This window comes from Antarcticirhabdus aurantiaca (genome assembly GCF_009765365.1).
Classification (GTDB): Bacteria; Pseudomonadota; Alphaproteobacteria; order Rhizobiales; family Rhizobiaceae; genus Antarcticirhabdus; species Antarcticirhabdus aurantiaca.
The window spans coordinates 193,778-218,128 of record NZ_VTOM01000004.1 but is presented as its reverse complement, the minus strand read 5'-3'; the positions used below and the strand labels follow the sequence as shown (position 1 = coordinate 218,128).

Annotated in this window: 24 protein-coding genes and 3 pseudogenes; 20 read left to right on the top strand and 7 right to left on the bottom strand. The window is 67.5% G+C overall.

Translation table 11 applies throughout. From position 1 onward, the window contains the following. Positions 1-7 precede the first annotated feature (7 nt). The 3 genes from FZN60_RS06475 to FZN60_RS06465 are packed head-to-tail and all read left to right on the top strand — an operon-like array spanning position 8 to position 2,608. On the top strand, positions 8-787 hold the full coding sequence (locus tag FZN60_RS06475) for an ABC transporter ATP-binding protein (RefSeq protein ID WP_246726617.1): 780 nt from the start codon (positions 8-10) through the stop codon (positions 785-787). Further along, positions 784-1,224, top strand: a complete 441-nt coding sequence (locus FZN60_RS06470) for a tetratricopeptide repeat protein (protein WP_158872301.1) — start codon at positions 784-786, stop codon at positions 1,222-1,224. Before FZN60_RS06475 ends, FZN60_RS06470 begins: the two co-directional genes overlap by 4 nt. A 31-nt stretch (positions 1,225-1,255) precedes the next feature. Continuing rightward, on the top strand, positions 1,256-2,608 hold the full coding sequence (locus FZN60_RS06465; RefSeq protein WP_158872299.1) for an LLM class flavin-dependent oxidoreductase: 1,353 nt from the start codon (positions 1,256-1,258) through the stop codon (positions 2,606-2,608). Between the two features lie 71 nt (positions 2,609-2,679). Here FZN60_RS06465 and FZN60_RS06460 read toward each other — a convergent pair whose 3' ends face one another. Beyond that, a complete protein-coding gene (locus tag FZN60_RS06460) occupies positions 2,680-4,296 on the bottom strand; it encodes an ABC transporter substrate-binding protein (protein ID WP_158872297.1) in 1,617 nt (538 codons plus the stop codon). 348 nt (positions 4,297-4,644) lie between these two features. On the opposite strand from FZN60_RS06460, the gene FZN60_RS06455 reads away from it, so the two are divergent. Further along, the gene (locus FZN60_RS06455; protein WP_158872295.1) at positions 4,645-5,829 is read left to right on the top strand and encodes an LLM class flavin-dependent oxidoreductase; all 1,185 of its coding nucleotides are present in this window, start codon (positions 4,645-4,647) and stop codon (positions 5,827-5,829) included. Then, positions 5,829-6,005, top strand: a complete 177-nt coding sequence (locus FZN60_RS06450; RefSeq protein WP_158872293.1) for a hypothetical protein — start codon at positions 5,829-5,831, stop codon at positions 6,003-6,005. The genes FZN60_RS06455 and FZN60_RS06450 overlap by 1 nt, the downstream gene beginning before the upstream one ends. 16 nt (positions 6,006-6,021) lie before the next feature. On the opposite strand, the gene FZN60_RS06445 is transcribed toward FZN60_RS06450, so the two are convergent. Then, a protein-coding gene (locus tag FZN60_RS06445; protein WP_158872291.1) for an IS3 family transposase occupies positions 6,022-7,190 on the bottom strand; the annotation gives its coding sequence in 2 pieces (ribosomal slippage) (positions 6,022-6,926 and positions 6,926-7,190; 1,170 coding nt in all). A 27-nt stretch (positions 7,191-7,217) separates the two neighbouring features. On the opposite strand from FZN60_RS06445, the pseudogene FZN60_RS06440 reads away from it, so the two are divergent. The 7 genes and pseudogenes from FZN60_RS06440 to FZN60_RS06410 form a co-directional block, all read left to right on the top strand. Next, positions 7,218-8,090 (top strand): annotated as a pseudogene (locus FZN60_RS06440) (ABC transporter substrate-binding protein); the annotation flags it as partial. A 22-nt stretch (positions 8,091-8,112) separates the two neighbouring features. Further along, on the top strand, positions 8,113-9,087 hold the full coding sequence (locus tag FZN60_RS06435) for a LysR substrate-binding domain-containing protein (protein ID WP_158872289.1): 975 nt from the start codon (positions 8,113-8,115) through the stop codon (positions 9,085-9,087). Positions 9,088-9,367: 280 nt separating this feature from the next. After that, positions 9,368-10,387 carry an ABC transporter substrate-binding protein gene (locus tag FZN60_RS06430; RefSeq protein WP_158872287.1) on the top strand — a complete coding sequence of 340 codons (1,020 nt, stop codon included), beginning with the start codon at positions 9,368-9,370 and terminating at the stop codon, positions 10,385-10,387. Further along, a complete protein-coding gene (locus tag FZN60_RS06425; RefSeq protein WP_422570083.1) occupies positions 10,384-11,274 on the top strand; it encodes an ABC transporter ATP-binding protein in 891 nt (296 codons plus the stop codon). The genes FZN60_RS06430 and FZN60_RS06425 overlap by 4 nt, the downstream gene beginning before the upstream one ends. Continuing rightward, positions 11,271-12,143: an ABC transporter permease gene (locus FZN60_RS06420; protein WP_158872285.1), complete on the top strand. Its 873-nt coding sequence runs from the start codon at positions 11,271-11,273 to the stop codon at positions 12,141-12,143. Before FZN60_RS06425 ends, FZN60_RS06420 begins: the two co-directional genes overlap by 4 nt. Next, positions 12,140-13,231, top strand: a complete 1,092-nt coding sequence (locus FZN60_RS06415; RefSeq protein ID WP_158872283.1) for an LLM class flavin-dependent oxidoreductase — start codon at positions 12,140-12,142, stop codon at positions 13,229-13,231. The genes FZN60_RS06420 and FZN60_RS06415 overlap by 4 nt, the downstream gene beginning before the upstream one ends. Before the next feature lie 2 nt (positions 13,232-13,233). Further along, the gene (locus tag FZN60_RS06410) at positions 13,234-13,455 is read left to right on the top strand and encodes a serine acetyltransferase domain-containing protein (protein WP_158872281.1); all 222 of its coding nucleotides are present in this window, start codon (positions 13,234-13,236) and stop codon (positions 13,453-13,455) included. A gap of 2 nt (positions 13,456-13,457) precedes the next feature. Here the strand turns inward: FZN60_RS06410 and FZN60_RS06405 are convergent. The 3 genes and pseudogenes from FZN60_RS06405 to FZN60_RS06395 form a co-directional block, all read right to left on the bottom strand. After that, positions 13,458-14,435 (bottom strand): annotated as a pseudogene (locus FZN60_RS06405) (IS3 family transposase). A 3-nt stretch (positions 14,436-14,438) separates the two neighbouring features. Beyond that, positions 14,439-15,193 (bottom strand): IS5 family transposase gene (locus tag FZN60_RS06400; protein ID WP_422570082.1). Its coding sequence is split into 2 segments (ribosomal slippage): positions 14,439-14,858 and positions 14,861-15,193, totalling 753 coding nucleotides; the frame shifts between segments, so codons are not numbered across the junction. 70 nt (positions 15,194-15,263) lie between these two features. After that, positions 15,264-16,073, bottom strand: a complete 810-nt coding sequence (locus FZN60_RS06395; RefSeq protein WP_158872278.1) for an IS5 family transposase — start codon at positions 16,071-16,073, stop codon at positions 15,264-15,266. Positions 16,074-16,116: 43 nt separating this feature from the next. On the opposite strand from FZN60_RS06395, the pseudogene FZN60_RS06390 reads away from it, so the two are divergent. Continuing rightward, positions 16,117-16,248: pseudogene (locus tag FZN60_RS06390) on the top strand (IS5/IS1182 family transposase); the annotation flags it as partial. Positions 16,249-16,457: 209 nt separating this feature from the next. Here FZN60_RS06390 and FZN60_RS06385 read toward each other — a convergent pair. Both FZN60_RS06385 and FZN60_RS06380 read right to left on the bottom strand, forming a co-directional pair. Then, positions 16,458-17,141 (bottom strand): FadR/GntR family transcriptional regulator, encoded by a 684-nt coding sequence (locus tag FZN60_RS06385; RefSeq protein ID WP_158872277.1) that lies wholly within the window; start codon positions 17,139-17,141, stop codon positions 16,458-16,460. Continuing rightward, positions 17,138-17,974, bottom strand: coding sequence for a sulfite exporter TauE/SafE family protein (locus tag FZN60_RS06380; RefSeq protein ID WP_158872276.1), 837 nt, complete (start codon positions 17,972-17,974; stop codon positions 17,138-17,140). The genes FZN60_RS06385 and FZN60_RS06380 overlap by 4 nt, the downstream gene beginning before the upstream one ends. A 386-nt stretch (positions 17,975-18,360) precedes the next feature. On the opposite strand from FZN60_RS06380, the gene FZN60_RS06375 reads away from it, so the two are divergent. The 7 genes from FZN60_RS06375 to FZN60_RS06345 are packed head-to-tail and all read left to right on the top strand — an operon-like array spanning position 18,361 to position 24,302. After that, the gene (locus FZN60_RS06375; RefSeq protein WP_158872275.1) at positions 18,361-19,377 is read left to right on the top strand and encodes an ABC transporter substrate-binding protein; all 1,017 of its coding nucleotides are present in this window, start codon (positions 18,361-18,363) and stop codon (positions 19,375-19,377) included. After that, positions 19,374-20,210, top strand: coding sequence for an ABC transporter ATP-binding protein (locus FZN60_RS06370; protein WP_158872273.1), 837 nt, complete (start codon positions 19,374-19,376; stop codon positions 20,208-20,210). Before FZN60_RS06375 ends, FZN60_RS06370 begins: the two co-directional genes overlap by 4 nt. Continuing rightward, positions 20,207-21,019 (top strand): ABC transporter permease, encoded by an 813-nt coding sequence (locus FZN60_RS06365; RefSeq protein WP_158872271.1) that lies wholly within the window; start codon positions 20,207-20,209, stop codon positions 21,017-21,019. Before FZN60_RS06370 ends, FZN60_RS06365 begins: the two co-directional genes overlap by 4 nt. After that, positions 21,019-21,870: an ABC transporter permease gene (locus FZN60_RS06360; protein ID WP_158872269.1), complete on the top strand. Its 852-nt coding sequence runs from the start codon at positions 21,019-21,021 to the stop codon at positions 21,868-21,870. Before FZN60_RS06365 ends, FZN60_RS06360 begins: the two co-directional genes overlap by 1 nt. 10 nt (positions 21,871-21,880) lie before the next feature. Then, entirely contained in the window at positions 21,881-22,555 is a 675-nt protein-coding gene (locus FZN60_RS06355) for a hypothetical protein (protein WP_158872267.1), read from the top strand. A gap of 33 nt (positions 22,556-22,588) precedes the next feature. Then, on the top strand, positions 22,589-23,800 hold the full coding sequence (locus tag FZN60_RS06350; protein WP_246726616.1) for an LVIVD repeat-containing protein: 1,212 nt from the start codon (positions 22,589-22,591) through the stop codon (positions 23,798-23,800). 37 nt (positions 23,801-23,837) lie between these two features. Continuing rightward, complete coding sequence (locus tag FZN60_RS06345) at positions 23,838-24,302, top strand: cupin domain-containing protein (RefSeq protein ID WP_158872265.1); 465 nt, start codon at positions 23,838-23,840, stop codon at positions 24,300-24,302. Positions 24,303-24,351: the final 49 nt, after the last annotated feature.

Here is a 24,351-nt window from a genome sequence, read left to right as displayed (position 1 = left end):
AACCACCATGATGACCCACCATGCCGGAAGCCTGAAGATCCGCGACGTGTCGAAGTCCTATTCGGTGGAGGGGCGGAGCTTCCCGGTCCTCTCGCATGTGGACCTCGATGTCGAGCCGGGCGATTTCGTTTCCATCGTCGGCCCCAGCGGGTGCGGCAAGTCCACCCTGCTTCGGCTCGCCGTGGGCCTGGACACGACCTACAAGGGCGAGATCCTGCTCGACGGACGCCGCATCGTCGGGCCGGGCCTCGATCGGGGCATCGTCTTCCAGGACCACCGGCTCCTGCCCTGGCTGACGCTGAAGGGCAACATCGCTCTCAGCCTCGAGAACTCGGGCTGGAGCGCCGCCGAAAAGGAGAAGGCGGTGCGCGAACACATCGCGCTCGTCGGTCTCGAAGGTTTTGAGCACGCCTATCCGCACCAGCTCTCCGGCGGCATGGCCCAGCGCGCGGCGATCGCGCGCGGCCTCGTCGGCCGCCCGGAGATCCTGCTTCTCGACGAACCCTTGGGCGCTCTAGACGCGCTGACCCGCGCTCGCCTTCAGGAGGAGCTTCTGCGCATATGGCGCGCCGAGGGCGTGACGATGATCCTCGTCACCCACGACGTGGAGGAGGCGATCTACCTGTCCGACCGGATCGTCGTGATGCACGCCCATCCTGGCCGCATCGCCCAGACGATCGCCGTCGATCTGCCCAGGCCGCGCGACCGCGCGAGCCACGCGTTCGCCGATCTCAAGCGCCGCATCCTCGCCGACATGGAGGCCGCGCCGGCCCTGGCCGCCGCGTGAGGCGCGCCGGCCTTGCCGCCGCCCTGCTCGCCGCACTGATCGCGGCGCCGGCGGCGGCCGTCGACACGCCGCCTTCGGACGATCTGCCGGATCTCTCCGCGATCCGCGCGAAGATCTACTCCGATGACTTCGAGGGGGCGGCCGCCGATCTCTCGGCCCTCTCGAAGACGGTCCGGCACGCCGACATCTACAACCTCCTCGGCTTCGCCACGCGCAAGCTGGGCCGGTTCGAGGAGGCGGGGCGCTGGTACCGGGAAGCCCTCTACTACGACCCGCAACACCGCCCGGCCTTGGAATACCAGGGCGAGCTGTTTCTCCAGACCGGCGACGTTGAGGCCGCGCGCGGCAACCTCGTCCAGCTCGAGTTCCTGTGCCCGGAAGGCTGCGAGGAACTCGATACGCTCCGCGCCGCGATCGCCTCACGGGCTGGGTCCTGACTGGACCCGAAATCTCATCGAAAGGCTCCCCATGGCTAGACGCAAGGATCAGATTCGGCTCGGCGCCTTCCTCTATTTCACAGGGCATCACGTCGCCGCCTGGCGCCATCCGCAGGCGGCGGAGGGCATCGAGCTGGAGGACTACGTCCAGCTCGCCCGTCTCGCCGAGGACGCCAAGTTCGACATGGTGTTCCTCGCCGATGGCGTCGCCGTGCGCCTGCGCAATGCGGCGGCGGCGAGCCGTAAGGCACATTCGGGCGTCACGCCCTTCGAGCCGCTGACGCTCCTGTCGGCGCTGTCGGCCGTGACCCGGCGCATCGGTCTCGTCGGCACGGCATCCACGAGCTTCTCCGACCCGTTCAACCTCGCACGGCAGTTCGCCTCGCTCGACCGGCTGAGCGGGGGGCGGGCGGGGTGGAACCTCGTGACCTCGACCGACCCGGAGGCCGCGCTCAACTTCAGCCACACGGACGCGATCGATCACGGCGACCGGTACGACCGGGCCGTGGAGTTCCATGAGGTCGTCCGGGGGCTATGGAACTCGTTCGAGGACGACGCCTTCCTGCGGGACCGTGCGAGCGGGCTCTACTTCGATCCGGCCAAGGTTCATCTCCTGAACCACGAAGGCCGCCATTTCCGGGTTCGCGGGCCGCTGAACGTCCCGCGTTCGCCGCAGGGGCATCCGGTGGTGATCCAGGCGGGCGCGTCCGAGGCGGGGAAGGATCTGGCCGCCCGTTCGGCCGAGGCGATCTTTGCCGCGCAGGTCACGCTGGAGGACGCCGTCGCCTTCTATGCCGACGTGAAGGGCCGCTTGGCCCGCTATGGCCGCGCGCCGGAGGACGTGAAGATCATGCCCGGCATCTTCCCGGTCGTCGGGCGCACGCGCGACGAGGCGCAGGAGAAGTTCGAGGAATTGCAGAGCCTGATCCAGCCGGAGGTCGGCCTGGGCCTTATCTCCGACCTCACCGGTGTCGATCTCTCGTCCTATCCGCTGGACGGGCCCGTGCCGACCGACCTGCCGGAGACCAACGGCGGCAAGAGCCGGCAGGCTCTGGTGCTGGACCTCGCGCGTCGCGAGGATCTCACCATCCGCCAGCTCTATCTCAAGGTCGCCGGCGCGCGCGGGCATTGGCAGGTTGTGGGCACGCCGACCGATATCGCCGACGTTCTGCAGGAGCGGTTCGAGGCCTATGGCGCGGACGGCTTCAACATCATGGCTCCGCTGAAGCCTTCGGGCCTCGTGGACTTCATCTCGCTTGTTGTTCCCGAACTCCGCAGGCGCGGCTTGTTCAGGTCCGAGTACGCGGGTCAAACGCTGCGCGAACATCTCGGCCTGAAGTTTCCCGGGCACCCTCACGCGCGGCAGCGGGTCGCTGCGGAGTAGTCTCAAAGACGGCATCAGCGGAAGAAGGCCCGGCGGATCGCTCCGCCGGGCCTTCTGGTTTGTCGGGTTTGTCAGGCCGCTGTCGGATCGATCCAGGTGTGCTGGAGACCGCTGATCAGCCCCGTGGCGCCCACCGCATAGTCGCGCACCTTGCGGTTCGCCACGATCGGCTGGATGGGCTGGATCAGGTTGATGACGGGCAGGTCCTGGTTCACGATGACCTGGAATTCCTTGAATAGCGCGATCCGCTTCGCTTCGTCGGGCTCGACGGCCGCCGCTTCCAGCAGCCGGTCCACCTCCGGATTCTCGTAGCGGCTGGCGTTGGAGAAGGGCAGGCCGATCTTGAAGTTCCTGCTCCAGTAGACGCGCTGCACGCCCGCCGTCGGGTCGAACGTGTTGGACATGGCGTCGACCGACAGATCCCAGGCTCGGTCCGTATAGACCTTCTTCACGAAGGTGGCGAAGTCGAAGCGCTCGATCTGCGCATCGATGCCGACACCGGCCAGCGCCTGCTTGATGAAGTCGGCATAGGCCGGCGGGTTGAACGGATTGTTGGTCAGGCGGAGCGAGAAGCGACGGCCGTCAGCTCCGATGGGGTAGCCGGCCTCGTCCAGAAGCGCCTTGGCGCGTTCGGGATCGAAGGCGGCCGGCTGGATGTCGGTGTTCTGGAACCTGGCGAGGCCCGGTCCGATGGGGGTCGGCGAGATGACGCCGTAGCCGTATAAGACGATGTCGAGCAGCGCCTGGAGGTCCAGCGAATGGGCGATCGCCCGTCGCACCTTGAGGTTCTTCAGGTACTCGTTCTCGAGGTTCAAAGTGAGCTGGTTGAAGTTGCCGGCATAGGCATACACCCTGTCGTCCACGACGAGGTTCGGAATGGCGCGGAAGCGCTCGATGTCGGACAGCGGAACAGGGTTGGGACCGATGTCGACCTCGCCGGCTTCGAGCGCGGCGGCGCGCGCCCCGGGATCGTTGATGAGACGGACCACGACGCGGTCGAGATAGGGGCGGGGCCCGTCCCAGTAGTCCGGGTTCTTGTCCAGGATCACATGGCTGCCGGGAACCCACTCGTTCAGCTTGAACGGACCGCTGCCGACGATCTGGGCGACGGTCGGGTTCTCCTCCGGCTTCAGCGTCTCGTAGATGTGCTTGGGCACGATGGGCGACTCGGACGCGGCAAGCGCCGTGATCAGCGCGGGTGAGGGCTTGGCGAGCTTGAGCCGGGCGACATGCGGGTCGGTGGTGTCGATGCTCTCCACCTGCGCGAAGATCGCACGGCCGCGGGGATGCGCCTCCTTCAAGCGCAGGATCGAGAAGGCGACGTCGGCCGAGGTCAGCGGCGTACCGTCATGGAATGTAATGCCACGCCGGATATTGAAGACGTAGTCCAGCCCATCCTCGCTGACGGCCCAGCTTTCGGCGATCTGGGGCCTGGGGTTCAGGTCGTAGTCGTAGTCCAGAAGCCCGTCGAAGAGCTTGGAGCCGACGAACTGGGGACCGCCGGCGCTGGTGTTGATCGACACCAGCCCGTTTGGTTCGGGGTGATAGACGATGTTGAGGGTGCCACCGGGAACGGGCTGCGCAGCGGGGGCAGCGACCTCGGCGAAAGCTGGAAGGGAGAAGCCGGCTCCAAGGCCAATGCCTCCGAGGAGCAGGAACTGGTTGAAACGGCGACGGTCGATCGTCATGGCAGGCCTCGAGCTGGTGTGAAGACGCCGACGATGCGAGAGGAAATCGGTGGGTCGGAAGACTAAATTTCTTTCGCCCCTGCAAAGATTTGCTTCCTGCGGAATGTCGACCTTCTGCAGCTAATTTCATGAGTAAAAACGGCTTCCATTGCGGTTGTGGACGGAGATCGGTGCTCCGTTCCTGGGTGGAACGGAACGATGGTTCCCGGCGGGGTTCAGCCTCAGGAACTAATCTCCGCACCCGATAAATTGACTGATTTTGTAGACTATGCAGTCTGGTTTGATCGAAGGTCGACGCTGCGGCGCAGGACCGCCGTCGTCCTGCAGCGCATGATTCAAGGATCACGCATGGCGATTTCCCACGCTCCCGGATCGCTTGTGGGGCTCGACCGCTTCGTTGGCCCGACCGACTTCGCCGAAAGCCCCTTGTCTCGCGCCCTCCGCGAGCAGCCGATCCTGCTGGGCCTGTTCCTGCCGATCCAGGCAGGCGGATGGACCAACTCGACGTTGCCGCGTTCGACCGACTGGCGCTTCGACTACAACCGCGATCTCGTGCTGCGCGCGGAGGAACTCGGCTTCGACCTCGTCTTCGCGCTCAGCCAGTGGCTGCCCAAGGGGGGCTACGGCGGCGTCTTCAACGGGCAGGCGCTCGACAGCTTCACCACCATCGCCGCACTCGTCGCGATGACGAAGCGGATCATGCTGATCTCGACGATGCACGTCCTCTACGGCCCGTGGCATCCGCTGCATCTGGCCAAGTTCGGGGCGACGCTCGATCACATCTCAAACGGGCGTTGGGGCATCAACGTGGTCACCGGCCACAGGGCGGTGGAGCATGAGATGTTCGGCTGGAATCGGATCGAGCACAACAGGCGCTACGAACTGGCCGCCGAGTTCGTCGAGGTGCTGCAGCGCCTCTGGCAGGATGAGGAAAACTTCACCTTCGAGGGACAGTCTTCCTGGCGGATGCAGGGGGGCTACGTGTCGCCGAAGCCGCATTACGGGCGGCCGATCCTCGTCAATGCGACCGGGTCAGACGCCGGCATCGCCTTTGCCGGGCGCTATTCCGACATCGTCTTCATCACCAGCCCGGCCGGCTCCGACATCGCTTCGACGCTGGAGGCGCTTCCGGCCCACACGGAAAAGGTCAAACGCAGCGCCCGCGAGGTCGGGCGGGAGGTGCGCACGCTGATTAATCCGCTCGTGATCGCCCGTCCGACCGAGAAGGAGGCCTGGGACCTCGCTGACCGCATCGTCGCCCAAACCGACAAGCGCAGCCCGAACGGGTTCAAGAGCTTCGAGAGCGATGCGCACGCCTGGAAGGGGCGCGAGGGTCGGACGGACCCTTACGCGCAGATCGGCGGCAACATCTATCTCGTCGGCACGCCCGAGCAGATCGTGGAGCAGTTCGCGGGACTCAAGAAGGCGGGGATCGACGGACTGCAGCTCAGCTTCTTCGACTTCAAGGAGGATCTGGAGATTTTCGGCTCGGACGTGCTGCCGCTGATGAAGCAGGCGGGACTGCGAAACTGATGCGGCACGACCGCGATCCGCCGCGCGTGGACTTCGGTCCGATCCTCGCACGCGCCGAGCTTCTCGGACGCGAGTTTGCCAGGACGGCCGCCCACCACGACGCGACCGGCGACTTTCCCTTCGACAACTTCGACGCCCTCTTCGCGGCTGGTCTCCTCGTGGCCTGCCCCCGTTAGGTGGCCCGGTTCAAATCTAATGCATGGTGGGCTTGTCGGCGACGTTTGAGGTGGCCGGCGAAGCGGGTTGGGGTGGCGCAGCCGGCCACGGCACGACGGCTGGAGCGGGTGGACGGTAGCCCAGGCTCGAGTGTGGACGCTTGGTGTTGTAGTGTCGGCGCCAGCTCTCGATGACGATGCGGGCCTCTGCCAGGCTGTAGAAGATCTCACCGTTCAGGAGTTCATCGCGGAGCTTGGAGTTGAAGCTCTCGCAGTAGCCGTTCTCCCATGGGCTGCCGGGTTCGATGAACGCCGTTCTGGTGCCGACCGCGGTGATCCACTCGCGAACCGCCTTGGCGATGAACTCCGGACCGTTGTCGGAGCGGATGTGACCCGGCACACCACGCAGGATGAACAGATCCGACAAGACGTCGATGACGTCCGAAGATCTCAGCTTCCGATCGACGCGGATGCACAGACATTCGCGGGTGAACTCATCGACGATGTTCAGCATGCGGAACTTGCGGCCGTTGTGGGTGCGATCCTCCACGAAGTCATAGGACCAGACGTGGTTGGGGTGCTCGGGCCGAAGCCGCACGCACGAGCCGTCGTTCAGCCAGAGCCGACCGCGCTTGGGCTGCTTGGCCGGCACCTTCAGACCTTCCTGCCGCCAGATCCGCTCCACCGGCTTCATGTTGACAAGCCAGCCAGCCTCGCGAAGCAAGGCCGTGATCCGGCGGTATCCATAGCGTCCATACTGCGTCGCCAGCTCGATGATGTCGGCCGTCAGCGCCGCATCGTCAGATCGCCCCTTGGGCGCCTTGCGCTGCGTCGATCGGTGCTGCCCCAGGACGCGGCACGCCAAACGCTCCTTCACGCCATGCTTCTTCATGACGTGCTCGATGCATTGGCGACGGCGGGAGGGGCTCACCAGTTTCCCGAGGCGGCCTCCTTCAGGATCAGCTTCTCCAGCGTCAGATCGGAGACCGCCTTGCGCAGCCGCTCGTTCTCCTTCTCCAGCTCCTTCAGCCGCTTCACCTGGTCCACCTTCAGCCCGCCATACTCCTTGCGCCAGCGGTAGTAGGTGAACGGCGTCACGCTGATCGTGCGCACTGCTTCGGCAACGGGGCGACCCTGCGACACGAGAACGTCCACCTGCCGCAGCTTGGCGACGATCTCTTCCGGGCTCGGCTTCTTCCTCGGCATTCTCGGCATCCTCCAAAAAGGCTCAAAAGCCTACTTCACGGAGGACCACTTTTCAGGGGGCAGGCCAGAAACGTTCCCCCCATCAGGGCACGCTCCGACGGCCGACCGACGCGCCTCGTCGGCATCACCTGGACGGACGAATTTCAGGCAATCATCGCATTGCCCCAATCGGGGATCCGGTCCGCGTCCGATCTTGCAGGCAAGCGGTTCGGCGTTCCGCGCCGGCCCGAGGGCATCGTCGATTTCATGCGCGCCACGGCCATCAAGGGGCTCGTGACGGCGCTCGAGCTCGAAGCGGTGGATCGAACCAGCGTGGAGCTCGTCGATCTCGTTCACGAAGACACCGTCTTGAGCGATCAGGAGGGGCCATCGCTCTTCGGTCTGCCGCGACGTCTCGCTTTCGGCGATGAATGCGCAGCACTGCTCCGCGGGAAGGTGGATGCCGTCTTCGTCAAGGGCACGGCCGGCGTCGCCGCAGCCAACTTGATCGGCGCGATCGCGGTGTCAAAATTCGGATTCCACCCCGACCCGGCCGTGCGCATCAATTCCGGCTCACCCCGCATCCTGACGGTGGACGATCGGCTCGCGGAGGAGCGGCCGGATCTCGTGCGGCGGCTGATCGGCATCATCGTGCAGGCCGGAGACTGGGCGGCCGGGCATCCCGAGGAAACGCGCCGCTTTATCGCGCGCGAGAGTCACGCCAGCGAAGAGGCGGTTCTGGCCGCGAACGGTGCGGACGTTCATCGGAACCTCGGTCTTTCGCTTCGCCCCGACCTTCTCGACGCCGTCCGACGCTTCAAGGACTTCCTCTTGGAGTGGGATTTCATCGAGAGGGATTTCGACGTGGGCGCGTGGGCCGACCATCGCGCTTGGGAAGCGAGCGAGCGCCGTGTCGCCTGACCTTGGAACAAACGGATAGACGATGAGCCACGTTACGACCTCGCCTTCGCTCAGTCTGGCCAGGCTTCCCCCACTGACGGCGCTTCGTGCATTCGTCGTCACGTCCCGGCACCACAGTTTCTCCGACGCAGCGCGTGAACTGCACGTGACCCCCGCAGCGGTGGGGCAGCAGGTGCGGCTCCTGGAAGAGCATCTGCAGCAGCCCCTGTTCAGGCGTGCCCGCGGACGGCTGGAGCTGACGGAGGCGGCGATCCTCCTTCTGCCGCATCTCGACAGAGCGTTCGACCACTTCCAGCAGGCCTTCGTCCACCTTGTCGCGCACAGAGACGAGGCAACGTTGCGGGTGGCGGCTACGCCCTCCTTCGCGGCCAAATGGCTGATGCCGCGCCTCGACCGCGTCCGAGAAGCCATGCCACGCCTGAGGATCTGCATCGAAGCGACGAACGATTCAGCCGTCATCGAGGACGGGCAGGCGGACTGCGCGATCGTCTACGGGGCCGGCCATCATCCCGGTTCGCGGGCCGAGCGCCTGTTCGGCGAGGCGATCCTACCGGTCTGTACGCCTGCCTTTGCCGAACGCCTCCGTTCGGAGGGCGACGTACGGAGCCTGTCCGATGTGACGCTGCTGCAGGAGGACGGCGCGGAACGGCATCCCCGGCACTCGAACTGGGCGCACTGGATGGGAACCGGCCGAGTGCCGCAGGGCGATCTCGCGCGCGTGGTCAGATTAGGCAGCCCCTCCCTGGTTCTGGATGCCGCCCTGGCAGGGCAGGGTATCGCGCTCGGCAAGCTGCGTCTGGCGGAGCCTGAACTGGAAGCCCGACGGCTCGTTTCTCCATTCGGTCAGGTTCAAACGCTGGAGACCGCGTATCACTTCGTCTCGGGCGCATCGGATCGGGCGGAGCGCCACGTCGCCGCCTTTCGCCTGTGGCTGCGGGAAGAGATGCGGATAGCGCACGGAAGTACCGGCATCCTCGCTGCCGACCCAACGGCTTAGCGCTACGGCCGGGATGGCCCTGCGCCGCGTTGGCCTCTGCAGCGAGGCGATCGCACGGACATCGAGTGAGGACGGCCGTCCAGGTATCGCGTTCTACGCAATCGGTCGGACGCGGACGATTTAACCGCTCCTGCCCGTTCCGCCGATCCCTTTCCGCTTTGCGATATCAATCTACATCGCCACTATAGAGATGCGGCGCCGAGGAGGCGTTCGCCGGATGCCCGCTCCGTCTGCGCGGCATTCGCGATCCGACGCCCTTCGATCCTCGGGAACGTTCCGCATGACATCCTATCTGACTCGAACCATCGTCGCAGCCGGGCTCGGCCTTGCGACCCTTGCCGCGTCCGCCGCTCCGAGTCTCGCGGAGGAGGGGCGGATCCGCATCGCCCAGCAGTTCGGGATCGTCTATCTGCTGCTCAACGTGGTGGAGGATCAGAAGCTGATCCAGAAGCACGGGAAGGAGGCGGGGCTCGACATCGACGCCGAGTTCATCCGCCTCTCCGGCGGCTCGGCGGTGAACGACGCGCTGCTCTCGGGAAGCGTCGACATCGGCGGCGCGGGCGTCGGCCCGCTGTTCACGCTCTGGGACCGGACCAAGGGCTCGCAGAACGTGAAGGGCGTCGCCTCGCTCGGCAACTTTCCCTACTACCTCGTCTCCAACAACCCGGCCGTGAAGACGATCGCCGACTTCACCGACAAGGACCGTATCGCGGTGCCGGCGGTCGGCGTGTCGGTGCAGTCGCGCATCCTGCAATGGGCGTCGGCCAAGCTCTGGGGCAACGAGGCCTTCGACAAGCTCGACGCGATCTCGGTCGCCGTGCCGCACCCGGAGGCGGCGGCGGCGATCATCTCCGGCGGCACGGAGATCACCGCCCATTTCGGCAATCCGCCCTTCCAGGAACAGGAACTGGCGGGCAATCCGAACGCCCACATCGTGCTGAAATCCTACGACGTGCAGGGCGGGCCGGCCTCGTCCACGGTCCTCTACGCGACGGAGGCCTTCCGCGACGAGAGCCCCAAGACCTACGCCGCCTTCGTCGCGGCGCTCGACGATGCGGCGGCGTTCATCACGGCCAACCCGGAAGCGGCGGCGGACATCTATCTGAAGGTGGCTGGCGGCAACGTCGATCGCAAGCTCCTGCTCGACATCATCACAAACCCCGAGGTGACCTTCAAGGTGGCGCCGGAGAACACGCTCGGCCTCGGCCGGTTCCTGCACGGCGTCGGCGCCATCCGCAACGAGCCGACGGCGCTCGCCGACTACTTCTTCGACGATCCGCGCGTGGCGGGCGGCTCGTGAGCTCGGTCCGCATCCTGCCCTTCCGTCAAGCCGAGGTTCCGGGTCCCACCCCCGCCGCCCCGGTCTTCCCGGTCGACGGATCGCCGGCGCCGGCCGGCGAGCCGCTTCTGGCCGTGCGGGGCGTCTCGCTCGAATACCGCACGCCGGAGCGCGTCGTGCGCGCAACGCATCGGATCGACCTCGACATCCACCGCGCCGACCGCTTCGTGCTGCTCGGCCCCTCCGGCTGCGGGAAGTCGACGCTCCTGAAGTCGATCGCGGGCTTCATCCTGCCGATTGAGGGCGAGATCGTCCTGGACAGCAGGCGCGTGAGCGAACCGGGCCCCGACCGGATCGTGGTGTTCCAGGAGTTCGACCAGCTCCCGCCCTGGAAGAGCGTCCTCGACAACGTCGCCTTTCCGCTCGTCGCCTCGCGCGCCCTGGGCAGGCGCGAGGCGCGAGAGCGGGCGCGGCACTATCTCGACAAGGTCGGGCTCGCGACCTTCGCCGACGCCTTCCCGCACCAGCTCTCGGGCGGCATGAAGCAGCGCGTGGCGATCGCCCGCGCGCTGGCGATGCAGCCACGGGTGCTCCTGATGGACGAGCCCTTCGCCGCGCTCGACGCGCTGACGCGCCGGCGGATGCAGGAGGAACTCCTCGGCCTGTGGGAGGAGGTGCGGTTCACGCTGCTGTTCGTGACCCATTCGATCGAGGAGGCCCTGGTGATCGGCAACCGCGTGGCGCTCCTGTCGCCGCGTCCGGGCCGCGTCCGGGCCGAGATCAACGCGCACGAATGGGGGCTGCACAGCCTCGGCGGCGAGACCTTTCAGGCCGCCAGCCGGCGCATCCACCGCCTCCTGTTCGACGACGGCGCCGGCACGGTCGCGAGCGAGGAGGGCGCCGGGTGAGCCTAGCCCTCGACCCTCCCGTGCGGCCCGAATACGAGCGCGACCTGCCGCCGTTCACCGAGACCGTCGTCGAGCGTCGGCTGCCGCTCGCCGAGCGCCTTTGGAGCCAGGGCTGGCTGCGCAAGGCGCTGATCGTGGCGGTGCTGATCCTGGTCTGGGAAGCGGTCGCGCGCTGGCAGGGCAACCCGCTGCTGCTGCCGACCTTCGGCGCCACGGCCAGGGCCTTCGTTTCCGGCATGACCAGCGGCGAGCTTCTGGAGCGCACGCGGATCTCGCTCCTCGTGCTGGTCCAGGGCTATGCGCTCGGCATCCTGCTCGCGCTCGTCTTCACGACGCTCGCCGTCTCGACCCAGATCGGCCGCGACCTCCTGTCGACCCTCACGGCCATGTTCAACCCGCTCCCCGCCATCGCGCTCCTGCCGCTGGCGCTGCTCTGGTTCGGGCTCGGACAGAACAGCCTGATCTTCGTGCTGGTGCATTCGGTGCTCTGGCCTCTTTCCTTGTCGATCTTCTCCGGCTTCCAGGCCGTGCCCGAAACGCTGCGCATGGCCGGGCGCAACTACGGCCTGAAGGGCTGGCGATACGTCGTCCGGATCCTGCTGCCGGCGGCCCTGCCGTCCGTCCTGTCGGGCCTGAAGATCGCCTGGGCCTTCGCCTGGCGCACGCTGATCGCCGCCGAACTCGTGTTCGGCGCCTCGTCCGGGCGCGGCGGGCTCGGCTGGTACATCTTCCAGAACCGCAACGAGCTCTACACCGACAACGTCTTCGCCGGGCTCGCTCTCGTCATCCTGATCGGCCTCCTCGTCGAGAACCTCGTCTTCGCCAGCCTCGAGCGGGTGACGGTGCGTCGATGGGGGCAGCAGCGATGAACGGGCCGAGCGAATTCCTCTGGTACATCCCGAACCAGTCGGTCGCGGGCCATCGCGGCGACACGGCGGCGGCCGACCACAACAGCCTCGACACGCTGGTCGCGCAGGCCGAGGCGATCGAGCGGAACGGCTGGACGGGCGCTCTCCTCGGTACGGGTTGGGGACGGCCGGACACGTTCACCGTCGCGGCCACGCTGGCCGCGCGCACGACGCGCTTCGAGCCGCTGGTGGCGATCCGGCCGGGCTACTGGCAGCCGGCGCTCGCGGCCTCGGCCCTTGCCACGCTCGACAACCTGACCGGCGGGCGCGTGCGCGTCAACATCGTGTCGGGGATCGACGATCCGGCCGCCTACGGCGACGGCGAGTTCGACAAGGCGAAGCGCTACGAGCGCACGCAGGAGTTCATGCAGATCCTCCGGCGCCTGTGGACGCAGGACGGCGTCTCCTACGACGGCCGCCACTTTACGCTCACCGGCTCGACGCTGGCGCCCAAGCCGGTGGCCCGCGAGGGTAGGGCGCATCCGACCCTCTACTTCGGTGGCGCGTCAGAAGCGGCTGAGCGCGTTGCCGCCGCCGAGGCCGACGTCCAGCTCGTCTGGGGCGAGCCGCTGGCGGACGTCGCGGAGCGCATCGCGCGCCTGCGCGCGCTCAGCGACACGGTCGGCCGGCGGCATGCGCCGCTGGAGTTCGGCCTGCGCATCACGACGCTGGTGCGGGAGACGAGCGGCGAGGCCTGGAGGGACGCCGAAGCCAAGGTGGCCGACATGGCGCGGACGGACGGGGCCGGCTGGCACGACCATCGCGGCGAGGTGGCGGTCGGCCAGCGCCGGCTTCTCGACCTCCAGGCGCGGGGCGACGTTCTGGACACCAACCTCTTCACCGCGCCGGGGCGCTACGGCGGCGGGGGGGCGGGGACGACCTGGCTCGTCGGATCGGCCGAGGAGGTCGCGGCGTCCCTGAACCGCTACCGCGCCCTCGGCGTGTCGCACTTCATCCTGTCCGACACGCCGTATCTCCGCGAGATCGAGCGGCAGGGCCGAACACTTCTGCCGCTCCTAGGGGCCCGAGGCACCGAAACCGGAGGGTAGCCATGACGAATATGCCCACAGTCCTGGATGCCTTCACGCCCGCTGCGGCGGGGGTGATTGCCGACGCAGCCTTGCATGCGCGGATCGACATGTATTGGGCGCAGTTGCGACGCGAGGCGGAACGCATTGTTGGGCGAGAACCGACGCTGGCCGCGCTCGTGATCTCGACAGTCCTGCCGCAACACTCGCTTGGACTTGCCCGGGAAAGTGGAGAGCGATTTTGATGTTACGCGGCCTGTTTCTCGAACTGAAGCGGGCTGGTGAAGTCGAGCGTCGAATGTCGCCGGATGGGATTGTAGAAGCCATCGATGTAGCGGCCGATCGCGGCGGTAGCCGCGGCCCGGCCGTAGAAGACGGTGCGCCAGACGAGTTCGGCTTTCAGCGTCTTGAAGAAGGTCTCGACCATCGCGTTGTCGAAGCAGTTTGCCTTGCCCAACATCGAAATCCGAATGCTGTGCCGGCGCACTACGATCTGGTACTCCAAGGAGCAGTATTGGCTGCCGCGGTCCGCTTGATGGATGAGGCCGGCGGTAGGCCGGCGCAAAGCGATGGTTCGGCGCAGGGCCGACAAGGCCAGTTTCTTGTGCAGGCGGTCGCTGGTGGCCCAGCCGACGAGAGTCGGGCGAGCAGGTCGATGATGATGGCCAGATGCAACCAGCCCTCCTGGGTCCAAACGTAGGAGATGTCGGCACTCCACTTCTGGTTCGACCCGGTTGCAGCGAAGTTCAGGTCAAGCAGGTTCGGCGCGACCGGGAAGGCATGCAGGCCGCGCGAACATGCGCGAGCAGCATCAGGTCGGTACGATGACGGTGACAGGCCGAGCGGTTCTGCCAGGCGAAGTAACTGCTTGGGCTGACACCGAGGATTTTGCATAGGCGCTGGACAGGGAACTCCTTCTTCGCCGCATCGATGAAACGGAACCTTATCGACTTCCCTCCTTGGCGAAAAAGTCGCGGCCATCTTCAGGATCTCGTGCTGCTGGCGAAGGATCTCGTTCTCGCGGCGCAGCCGCTTTAGTTCGGCCGCCATGTCCTCATGGCGCTTGGGGGCGGTACCTCCAGATCACGCTCCCGGCGCTTGTTTAGCTAGCGCCGCAATGTCGATAGTCGATGCCGAGATCCTCGGCGATCTCGCGCTGCGTGCGCCCCCTCGTCTCCACCAGGCGAACGGCCTCCGCCTCAAACTGCCTAGGCTCAGGACTCATTGATCAGAGCCAGAAGATGACGGCGGCGGCGATGCAGATGGCGGAGAAGAAGGTGTGTGCGCATCGGTCGTAGCGCGTGGCGACGCGCCGCCAGTCTTTAAGCCTGCCGAACATGACCTCGATCTTGTGGCGCTGCTTGTAGAGCGTGGCGTCGTGCGGGACGGGATTCCTGCGCTTGGCACGTGAGGGGATGCAGGCCGCAATGTCGCGCTCGCTCAACGCCTCGCGCAGCCAGTCGGCGTCGTAGCCCTTGTCTGCCAGCAGTTTGCGGGCTGGCGGTAGATGGGGCAGCATCAGGCGGGCGCCGCGATAATCGCTGGCCTGGCCCTCGGTCAGCGTCATGACAAGCGGGCGGCCTTGTGCGTCGCAGATGGCATGCAGCTTGGAGTTCAGGCCGCCTTTCGTGCGTCCGATACGGCGGGGAACATCCCCCCTTTGAGAAGGCTGGCCGCGGTGCGGTGCGCCTTCAGGTGCGTGGCGTCGATCATGATGCGCTCGGGCCTTGGACCTTCACCGGCAAGGCTGGCGAAGATGCGGTTGAAGACCCCCAGCCGCGACCAGCGGATGAAGCGGTTGTAGAGCGTCTTGTGCGGCCCGTAGCCGGTGGGCGCGTCCTTCCATTGCAGGCCGTTGCGGATGACGTAGACAATCCCGCTCACCACCCGCCGGTCGTCCACCCTCGGCACGCCGTGCGCCAGCGGAAAGTGCGGCGCGATCCGCGCCATTTGGCGCTCGCTCAACAGGAACAACTCGCCCATCAGACACTCCCTTAGTGCCCAACTGAATCACGCATCAAACCAAATTAATAGGTCCTGAGCCTAGAGGCTGTTATGGACCGGTTGCGAGCGTGGCGGCCTGTTTGAGCATGATGCAGGCGAATGCGACGACGTGCAGGTCTGCCAGAGTGCTTGCATATCGCTCATAGTCCTTTGCGAGACGGCGAAAGCGGGTGGCCCAGGCGAACGAGCGCTCGACCACCCATCGCCGTGGCAGGAGCACGAAACCGCGTTTGGCGTCCGGCAGTTTGATCACCTCCAGATCGATGCCGTGCGTCTTGGCCGCCGAGGCGGCTCGCGCACCGCTGTAGCCTTGGTCGACATAGGCCAGGTCGACGCTCTGCCCGGTCGATGCCTGCACCGCCTTGGCCAGGCGCTCGACCTCGCCGCGATCCTCGGCGTTTGCCGGCGTGACGTGAAGGGCCAGGAGATGGCCGAGCGTGTCGACGGCCAGGTGCAGCTTGGAGCCCTTCTTACGCTTGGCCCCGTCATAGCCGGCCCTCGTCCCGCTCTCGGGCGAGGAGCGAAGCGTCCGGCTGTCCAGGATCGCCGCACTCGGCTGGGGCTTGCGGCCCGCGGCAAGGCGCAGAACCGCCCGCAGATCCTCGGCCAGCGTTTCGAAGCCGCCGGCTGCAAGCCAGCGCTGCGCCTGCTGGTAGAGCGCCGCCCAGGGCGGCAGATCGTTGGGCATCCAGCGCCAGGGCGCACCCGTCGTCACGATGTAGTGCAGCCCGTTGAACACTTCGCGCAGGCAATGCTCGCGCTGCCCCGCCTCCGCGGGCAGGAGCGTCAGAAAGGGCGCAACAAGCGCCCACTCCTCATCCCAAACGTCCGACGGATACGCCTTGCGACTAGTCCTCATCCCTCGCCAGATGACGCATCCCTCCAGGACACTCCATAACAAGCCTCTAGCCTGGCTGGCCCAGTTCCGGCGCCTCGCCATCCGCTACGAGCGCCGGGCCGACATCCACATCGCACTCACCACCTTCGCAGCCGCCCTCATCACATGGCGCTTCGTTGCAAAGTGGTTTTGTTAGAGGCTCTTAGAGCCCTTGCCGCGTCCGGCGGACGGGACGAGCCGCATGGATTCGCCGGGGGCGCGCCGCGGCGCCTCGATGGTCCGCTCGGTTATGGCTCGCGTGACGGCCTCGGGCCTGAAGAACGCCGTGTCCGCCCGAGACAAATCGGCGTCCCGATCTACAACCGCGAACACTCCAGGGTTGTAGGCCCGTCGAGTGCGGATTGCCTATCCTGACGTTCCCACGAGGTCGCCGACGCGGCTGAGATGGGCGCGCATGGCGGCTTCGGCCTGATCGGGCTCGCGGGCGGCGATGGCCTCGACGATGGTCAGGTGCTGCGCGACAAGCGCGTCGCGCACGGTCGGCGTGAAGGACTTTTCGCGCATGACCTTCCAGTTCTGCTCGACGCGCACCGCGCCGATCATGGCGAAGAGGCCCTCGAACAGGCTGTTGCGCACGCTGCCGGCGATTTTTGCGTGAAAGGCGCTGTCCCAGCGCTCGTATTGGGCGCCGGTCTGGGCCTGTGAGCCCTTTTCGGCGAGGCGGCGCATGGCCTCGATGTCGGCGGGCGTCGCGCGCAGCGCCGCGAGCTTGGCGAGGGCCGGCTCGATCTCGCGGCGCACCTCCATGATCTCGACGGGGCTGGTGTGGAGCGAGAGCCCGCTCGTGCGCATGGCGGGGGCGGGCACGGGCTTGATGAAGGTGCCCTGGCCCTGGCGGCGGAAGACGAGCCCTTCCGCTTCGAGCTGTTCCAGCACGATCCGCACCGAGCGCCGGCCGACGCCGAAGACCTCCATCAGGCGCCGCTCGGGCGCGAGGCGCCCGTCGACGACGAGCGCGCCGTCGCCCGATTCCACGGCGCCGCGCAGCGCCCCGAGAAGGGCCTCGGTGTCGTCGGTCGCGGCGCTCATAGGCTCTGGTAGAGATCGTAGAACATGCGGGCGGAGGTCAGCAGCAGGAAGCCGGCAAAGCAAAACTGCAGCGCGCGGCGGGGAATGGAATGGGCGAGGCGCGCGCCGACCGGCGCCATGAGCATGGTGAGAGGCACGAGGGCGAGAGCAGCGGCGGCGTTGAAGTATCCCAGCGAGAAGGGCGGGCGCCCCTCGGCGCCCAGGCCCGTCACAATATAGCCGAGCGTGCCCGGGATGGCGATCACGAAGCCGATGGCCGCGGCGGTTCCGACCGCGCGGCGGATGTCGAAGCCATAGGTCGTCAGGATCGGCACGCTCAACGTTCCGCCGCCGATGCCCATCATGGCGGACACGCCGCCGACGAAGAAGCCGGAGCTGATCTTGGCGAAGCGGTTCGGAAAGCCGTCGGCAACCGCGACGCCTTCGCGCCTCAGGAGCATGTTGATCGCGACGAGAAGGGCGACGGTCGCGAAGACGCCGGTGAGGACGCGCCCGTCCACCGTGCCCCCGAAGGCGGTCCCCGCGATGACGCCGATGAAGATCGGCAGGCTCCAGCTCTTCAGGAGCGAGAGGTCGATCGCGCCGCGCCGGTGGTGGCTCATCACCGAAACGGAGGAGGTCGCGATGATCGTGGCGAGCGAGGTGGCGACCGCGACCTTCATGCGCAGGCCCTCCTCGACGCCGAAGCCGGCGAGCACCTGATAGAGCACGGGCACGATGACGATGCCGCCGCCGACCCCGAGGAGGCCGGCGATCAGGCCTCCCACGATGCCGGCGAAGACCATGGAGGCGACCCAGAGGGCGATCGTGCCGGCGTCTGCTTCGAAACCCATGACCCTACCCTGTCGAATTCTTCGCGTGCCTGATCCAATAAGAACCAATCGATAATGGTTCTCCTCTTGGTCCTGCACGGAAACCGCGGGTTTGTCGAGAGACATGATCGAGGCGCGGAACGAAACAGCTAAGAACGGCGGCCTCCGCGGGCGTCGTCGGCGCCGGGAGGAGCAACCTTCTTCGAACCAATTTCCATCATCCATCTGAAAGGCAGTTGACAGGAGCGGGTGGTTTGAAATTATCTAGCGATAAATAAAGTCGCATCCGCAAGTCGCCGGCCGAGTGCCGGCGACCCGGAGCGGCACCCCGGCGAAGGCGCCGGCGAGCGGACGCGCGCGGTTGGAGGACCCGCTCGTTCGCGGCTCAACCTGGGAGGATACAGACGATGTTTGGACTTGGCCGCGCGGTTCTGGCCGCGACCTTCGCCACCCTGGCCCTGGCCGGCCCCGCCGCGGCCGACCCCGTCAACATCCGGATCGGCTGGTCCACCATGCCGGGCCACCTGATCCCGGTTCTCTACTCCAAGCCCGAGATCCTGAAGCACTACGGCACGAGCTACACGGTGGAGCCCGTGCGCTTCAAAGGCTCCTCGCCGCAGATCGCCGCCATGGCGGCCGGCGAGATCGACATGGCCGCCTTCGGCGCGCTGACCCTGACGCTCGCCGTCACCAATGCCCGCCAGGACGTGAAGGTCGTCGCCGACATCATCCAGGACGGCGTCGAGGGCTACCACTCCGAGACCTTCCTCGTGCGCGCCGATTCCGGGATCGAGAGCGTCGAGGACATGAAGGGCAAGCGCGTCGGCACCAACGCCATCGGCTCGGCCTCCGACACCGCCATGCGCGCCATGTTCCGCAAGCACGGCATGGAGGACAAGCGCGACTACACCATGGTCGAGGTCGCCTTCCCCAACATCCCGGCCATGATCGACGAGGGCAAGCTCGACATGGGCACGGTGCTGCAGCCCATGTCCGGCCAGCTGACCGCGGGCGGAAACTACAAGGTCCTTTTCACCGCCAAGGACGCCATCGGCCCCTCGCAGCTCGTCTTCCTCACCGCCAAGGCCGACTTCCTGGAGGAGAACCGCGAGCAGCTCCAGGACTTCTTCGAGGACCACGTGCGCGCCGCGCGCTGGTTCAACGATCCGGCCAACCGCGAGGAGGCCGTGAAGATCGTCGCCGACTTCATGCAGCAGCCGCCCGAGACGCTGAGCCACGTCTTCACCGACAAGGACTATTACCGCGATCCCTTCATGGTCCCGAACGTTTCGACCATCCAGAGCGGCATCGACATCGCCGTGGACCTCGGCCTGGCGCCCCAGGGCATCACCGTCGATCCCGACTACGTCGACCTGTCCTTCGTCCAGGAAGCCAAGCGCCGCATCGAGGCGGAAGGGCAATGAGCGCCCTTCGCCAGGCCCCGGCGGCCGATGGTGCCGCAGCGCCCGGCGCGTCGGGCATCCGGATCGACACCGTTACCCACGCTTATCGCTCGCCCGGCCGCCCGCCCGTCATCGCGCTCGACCGCATCAGCCTCGACATCGGGCCGACCGAGTTCCACGCCCTTCTCGGCCCGTCCGGCTGCGGGAAGTCGACGCTCCTTTATCTTCTCGGCGGCTTCATTCCCGTCCAGGAGGGCGCGATCACGACGCCCAAGGGCCGCGTCACGGCCCCGGGGCCCGAGCGCAGCATCGTGTTCCAGAACTTCGCGCTGTTTCCCTGGAAGACGGTGCGCGAGAACGTTCTCTACGGCCTTCGCAAGTCCGGCGTCGGGCGCGAGGAGAGCGAGGCGCGGGCGCGCGATTTCATCGCGCTCGTCCATCTCACCGGCTTCGAGGACGCCTATCCCTCGCAGCTGTCGGGTGGCATGCAGCAGCGCGCCGCGATCGCCCGGACCCTCGCGGTCGACCCGAAGATCCTCCTGATGGACGAGCCCTTCGGCGCGCTCGACGCCCAGACCCGCCGCGTCATGCAGGAGGAGCTGCGGGCGATCTGGCAGCGCAGCCCGAAGACCGTCGTCTTCGTCACCCACGACGTCCAGGAAGCCGTCTTCCTCGCCGACCGCATCTCGATCATGAGCTCGCGCCCGGGGCGCATCCAGCACATCCTCGACGTGCCGCTCCCCAAGGAGCGCGGCGAGGACACGCTGGAAAGCCGCGAGTTCATCCAGCTCAGCGAACACATCTGGCGCCTGGTGCGCGAGCAGGCCGTCGCCGCGACGCGGGGGCGGCTGTGAGCGCGGCCGGCGCGCAGGGGCGGGCAGCCCCGGCGGTGCCGGGAAGCCCGCGCCTCTTCGGGATCCTCGACGCGGCCTTGCGCTACAGCCCGCTCCTCGTCCTCGTCGCGATCTGGGAGGGGCTGGGCCTCTCCGGCCTCGTGTCGCGCCAGATGCTGCCGGATCTCGGAACCATCCTGTCCGAGTTCTGGCGCATGCTGGTCGGGGGCGATCTTCTCTACAACACCGCCCGCTCGCTCTCCCGCTCCTTCTCCGGCCTCGCCCTTGCCATCCTCGTCGGCCTCGCCGCGGGGCTCGCCATGGCGACCGCGCGGCCCGCCCGGCTCCTGATCAACCCGGTCGTGCAGATCTTCTATCCCATGCCCAAATCGGCCCTGATCCCGGTCGTGATGATCTGGCTGGGCCTCGGCGACGCGTCCAAGGTCCTCCTGATCTTCCTCGGCTGCCTCCTGCCGGTCGTGGTCGGCGCCTATAACGGGGCGCGCGGCGTCAATCCCTTCCTCATCTGGTCGGCGCGGAGCCTGGGCGCCGGGCGCTTCGAGGTGCTGCGCGAGGTGATCGTCCCGGCCGCCATGCCGGAGATCCTCAACGGCTGCCGCACGGCGCTCGCCTTCTCCTTCATCCTGATGGTCTCGTCCGAATTCCTGATCGCCAGCGACGGCGTCGGCTACATGATCTCCTCGCTCGGCGACGGCGGCATCTATCCCGCCATGTTCGCGGTGATCTTCTTCGTCGCGGCGATCGGGTTCGCCGCCGACCGGATCTACACCGCGATCATGCGCCGGCAGCTGCGCTGGAGGAACGCCTGATGGCCGGCTCCGCCCAGAACACCGCCGTTCCCGTCGGCGCCGAGGCCAAGCCCGCCCCGCCGCGATCCCGGCTCGGCCGCCGGCGCCCCGGCGCGTTCCTCGACCTGTCGGTCCAGGTCGGCGTGGTGCTCGCCCTCTGCCTCGCCTGGGAGGCGGGCGCGCGGCTCGGCGCGATCAACCCCTTCCTCCTGCCGCCGCTCACCGACGTCCTGGCGCGCATCGGCGAGGATGCCGCGTCCGGCGCCGTCTTCGTCGACCTCGGCCTGACGCTCTACCGCGCGCTTCTCGGCTTCTTCATCGCGGCCGTGATCGGCATCCCCGTCGGCATCCTGATGTCGCGCGTGGCGGTCGTGCGCTGGTTCTTCGATCCGCTTCTGTCGGTCGGCTTTCCCATGCCGAAGGTCGCCTTCCTGCCGATCTTCATCCTCTGGTTCGACATCTACGACACGTCGAAGGTGATCATGGTCGCCTTCTCCTGCTTCTTCCCGATCGCGGCGGCGACCTATGCCGGCACCACCGGCCTCGACAAGTGGCCGATCTGGTCCGCCCGCTCCTTCGGTGCCAAGGAGGTCGAGATCCTGTGGGAGGTGAACCTCCCCATGGCCCTGCCGCAGATCCTCACCGGCCTCCAGGTGGCGCTGCCCGTCGGCATGATCACCACGGTCGTCACCGAGATGCTGATGGGCGGGCGCGGCATCGGCGGCTCGATGATCATGGCCGGCCGCTTCGCCGACTCCGTCGGCGTCTTCGCCGGCATCGTCGAGATCGTCGCTCTCGGCTTCCTCGTGGTGAAGAGCCTCGAGCTCCTCCGGGCGCGGCTCCTCGCCTGGCACCCGGAAACGCGGCGATGAGGCCGAACCCATGGCCGAGCCTTTCGACGAGCGTCAGGGCGAACTCCGCTTCGGCACTGCCGCGCCGAACAAGGCCGGCGGCCTGCGCATCCGCGTCGACGCGCTGGCCGGCGAGCCCCTGCGCATCTCGAGCGTCGATCTCGGCCTGCCCCGGCCGGGCTCGCTCGGGGCCGGATCGTTCTCGCGGTGCGAGCTCCTCCTCGCCGCGCTGGAGCGCCTCCTCGACCCCTTCGACGCGCTCGGCCGGCGCGTCCTTGCCCGCTACTTCGCCTGGCTCGACCGGCGGATCGGCCGGGCGCGCGCCGCGATCGAGGCGCGCCTCGCCCCCTTCCACGGCCTCTACGCGCCGGAGGACTACCTCTTCTCCGCGCCTCTGCCGCTGCCGCGCGCCCATCTGCCGGTGGGGGAGGGGATCCTCGTTCCCGCCGACGTCGCCTTCTGGACCGGGCGCGGCTTCGCGGTCGCGCTGGCGCGGCCCGCGCGCCTTTCGCCCGCGGCGCAGCGCGAGCGTCTCGCCCGACTGGACGCGGCCGGCTGGCGCCGCGCCGCCTTCGACGCCGCGCCCGCGGCTCCGGAGGCCGACGACGCGCTGTTCGACGCGCTTCTCGCCCTCGACGACGCCCGGCTTCTCGACCTCGACCGGCCGCCCGTCGGCCCGGGCCTCGACCTCGACTTTCCCTTCTGACCGAACGCAGCCCCCAAGGAGGCTCAACGACTCGTGACACCCGACCTGATCAAGGGAATGCGGCTGATCGCCCACGACGACCTCCTCGGTTTCGGCGGCGTCGGCGAGGGCATGTCGATCCAGGCGACGCGCGACGGGCGCCGCATCCTCTGGCTCGCCCATGAGGGGCCGCCGAAGAACTTCACCGGCGTCGACGTGACCGATCCCCGCCGCCCGCGCGTCGTCGTCCAGACCGAGCTGCCGAACCGCCACGTGCGCTCGAACTCCCTGGAAACGAGCGGCGACCTCATGGCCGTCGCCTATCAGGTGCTGGAGCACGGCCAGACGCCGGCCGGCATCGAGATGTTCGACATCTCCGATCCCGAGAACCCGCGCTCGATCAGCTTCTTCGACTGCTCCGGCCCGTTCTCGCGCGGCGTCCACCAGCTCTGGTTCGTGGACGGCGAGACCGTGCACTTCGGCGGCGGCTCGGCCGACTTCACCCCGAAGAACAAGCTCGACGACCAGCCCTACCGCATGCTCGACGTGCGCGACCCGGCGCGGCCCCGCGAGATCGGCCGCTGGTGGATTCCGGGCACGCGCGAGGGCGACCCCGAGCCCGAGCCGGCGCGCCTGGCCATCGACACCGGCTTTCGCGCCCACAACACCAACGTTTATCCCACGCGTCCCGACCGCGCCTATGTCGGCATGATCGACGGGGGCGGCTACGTCCTCGACATCGCGAATCCTTCGGCCATCAAGCCGGTCAGCCACTGGAACCCGAACCCGCCCTTTCCCGGCTTCACCCACACGGTGATGCCGCTGTTCAGCCGCGACCTCCTCGTCTTCACCCATGAATGCGTGATGGACGACGGCGCCGACTGGCCGAAGCTCACCTGGATCGTCGATGCCCGGCGCGAGGACAACCTCGTGCCGCTCTCGATCCTGCCCATGCCCGACGTCGAGGAGTATGCGCCGAAGGGCGGGCGCTTCGGCTGCCACAATGTCCACGAGAACACCCCGCGCGAGACCTCCTTCCAGTCCGACACGCTGATCTTCTCCTCGCTGTTCAACGGCGGCGTGCGCGTCCACGACATCTCCGACCCGACCGCCCCGAAGGAGGTCGCGGCCTTCGTGCCGCCGGCGCCTGCCGGCTCGCGCGTGCCCTCGGCGCAGATCAACGACGTCCACGTCGACGAGAACGGCGTCGCCTACGCCGTCGATCGCCACACGGGCGGCCTCTACGTCCTCGAACTCGACATCTGACGGCCGCAACGGCCAGCCTTAAGGGAGGAAGAACCGCATGAGCGCAGCCGAGACGACCATTCCCGAGACCCGCAACAAGGGCGCCGTCAAGGGCGGTGCCCAGGGCTACGTCTTCCAGCTCGCCGAGCTCGACAAGATCGACGCCGGCAAGGGCTATTCCACCGCCTTCGGCGCGGTGGTCGAGGGCGAGCGCACGCAGGTCGGCCTGATGAACAAGGCGCGCGGCACGGGCGCGCGCCCGCACTCGCACCCGAACGAGCAGTGGAACTACGTCGTGAAGGGGCGCCTGCGCGTCCACATCGAGGGCGAGGAGGACCGCATCGTCGGCCCCGGCACGCTTCTCTACTTCCCGCCGAACAAGGTCCACGCGACCGTCGCCCTGCCGGACGAGGACGTCGTCTTCTTCGTGGTGAAGGACCTGTCGCACGGCATCGTCGGCATGGCCGCCGACGGCACCATGGCCGGCCCGCACTACGACGCGGGCTTCGAGCCCAAGGGCTGATCCGAACGCCGCGCCGGCCACCGGCTCCGGGGAGGAGGCCCGGCCGGCG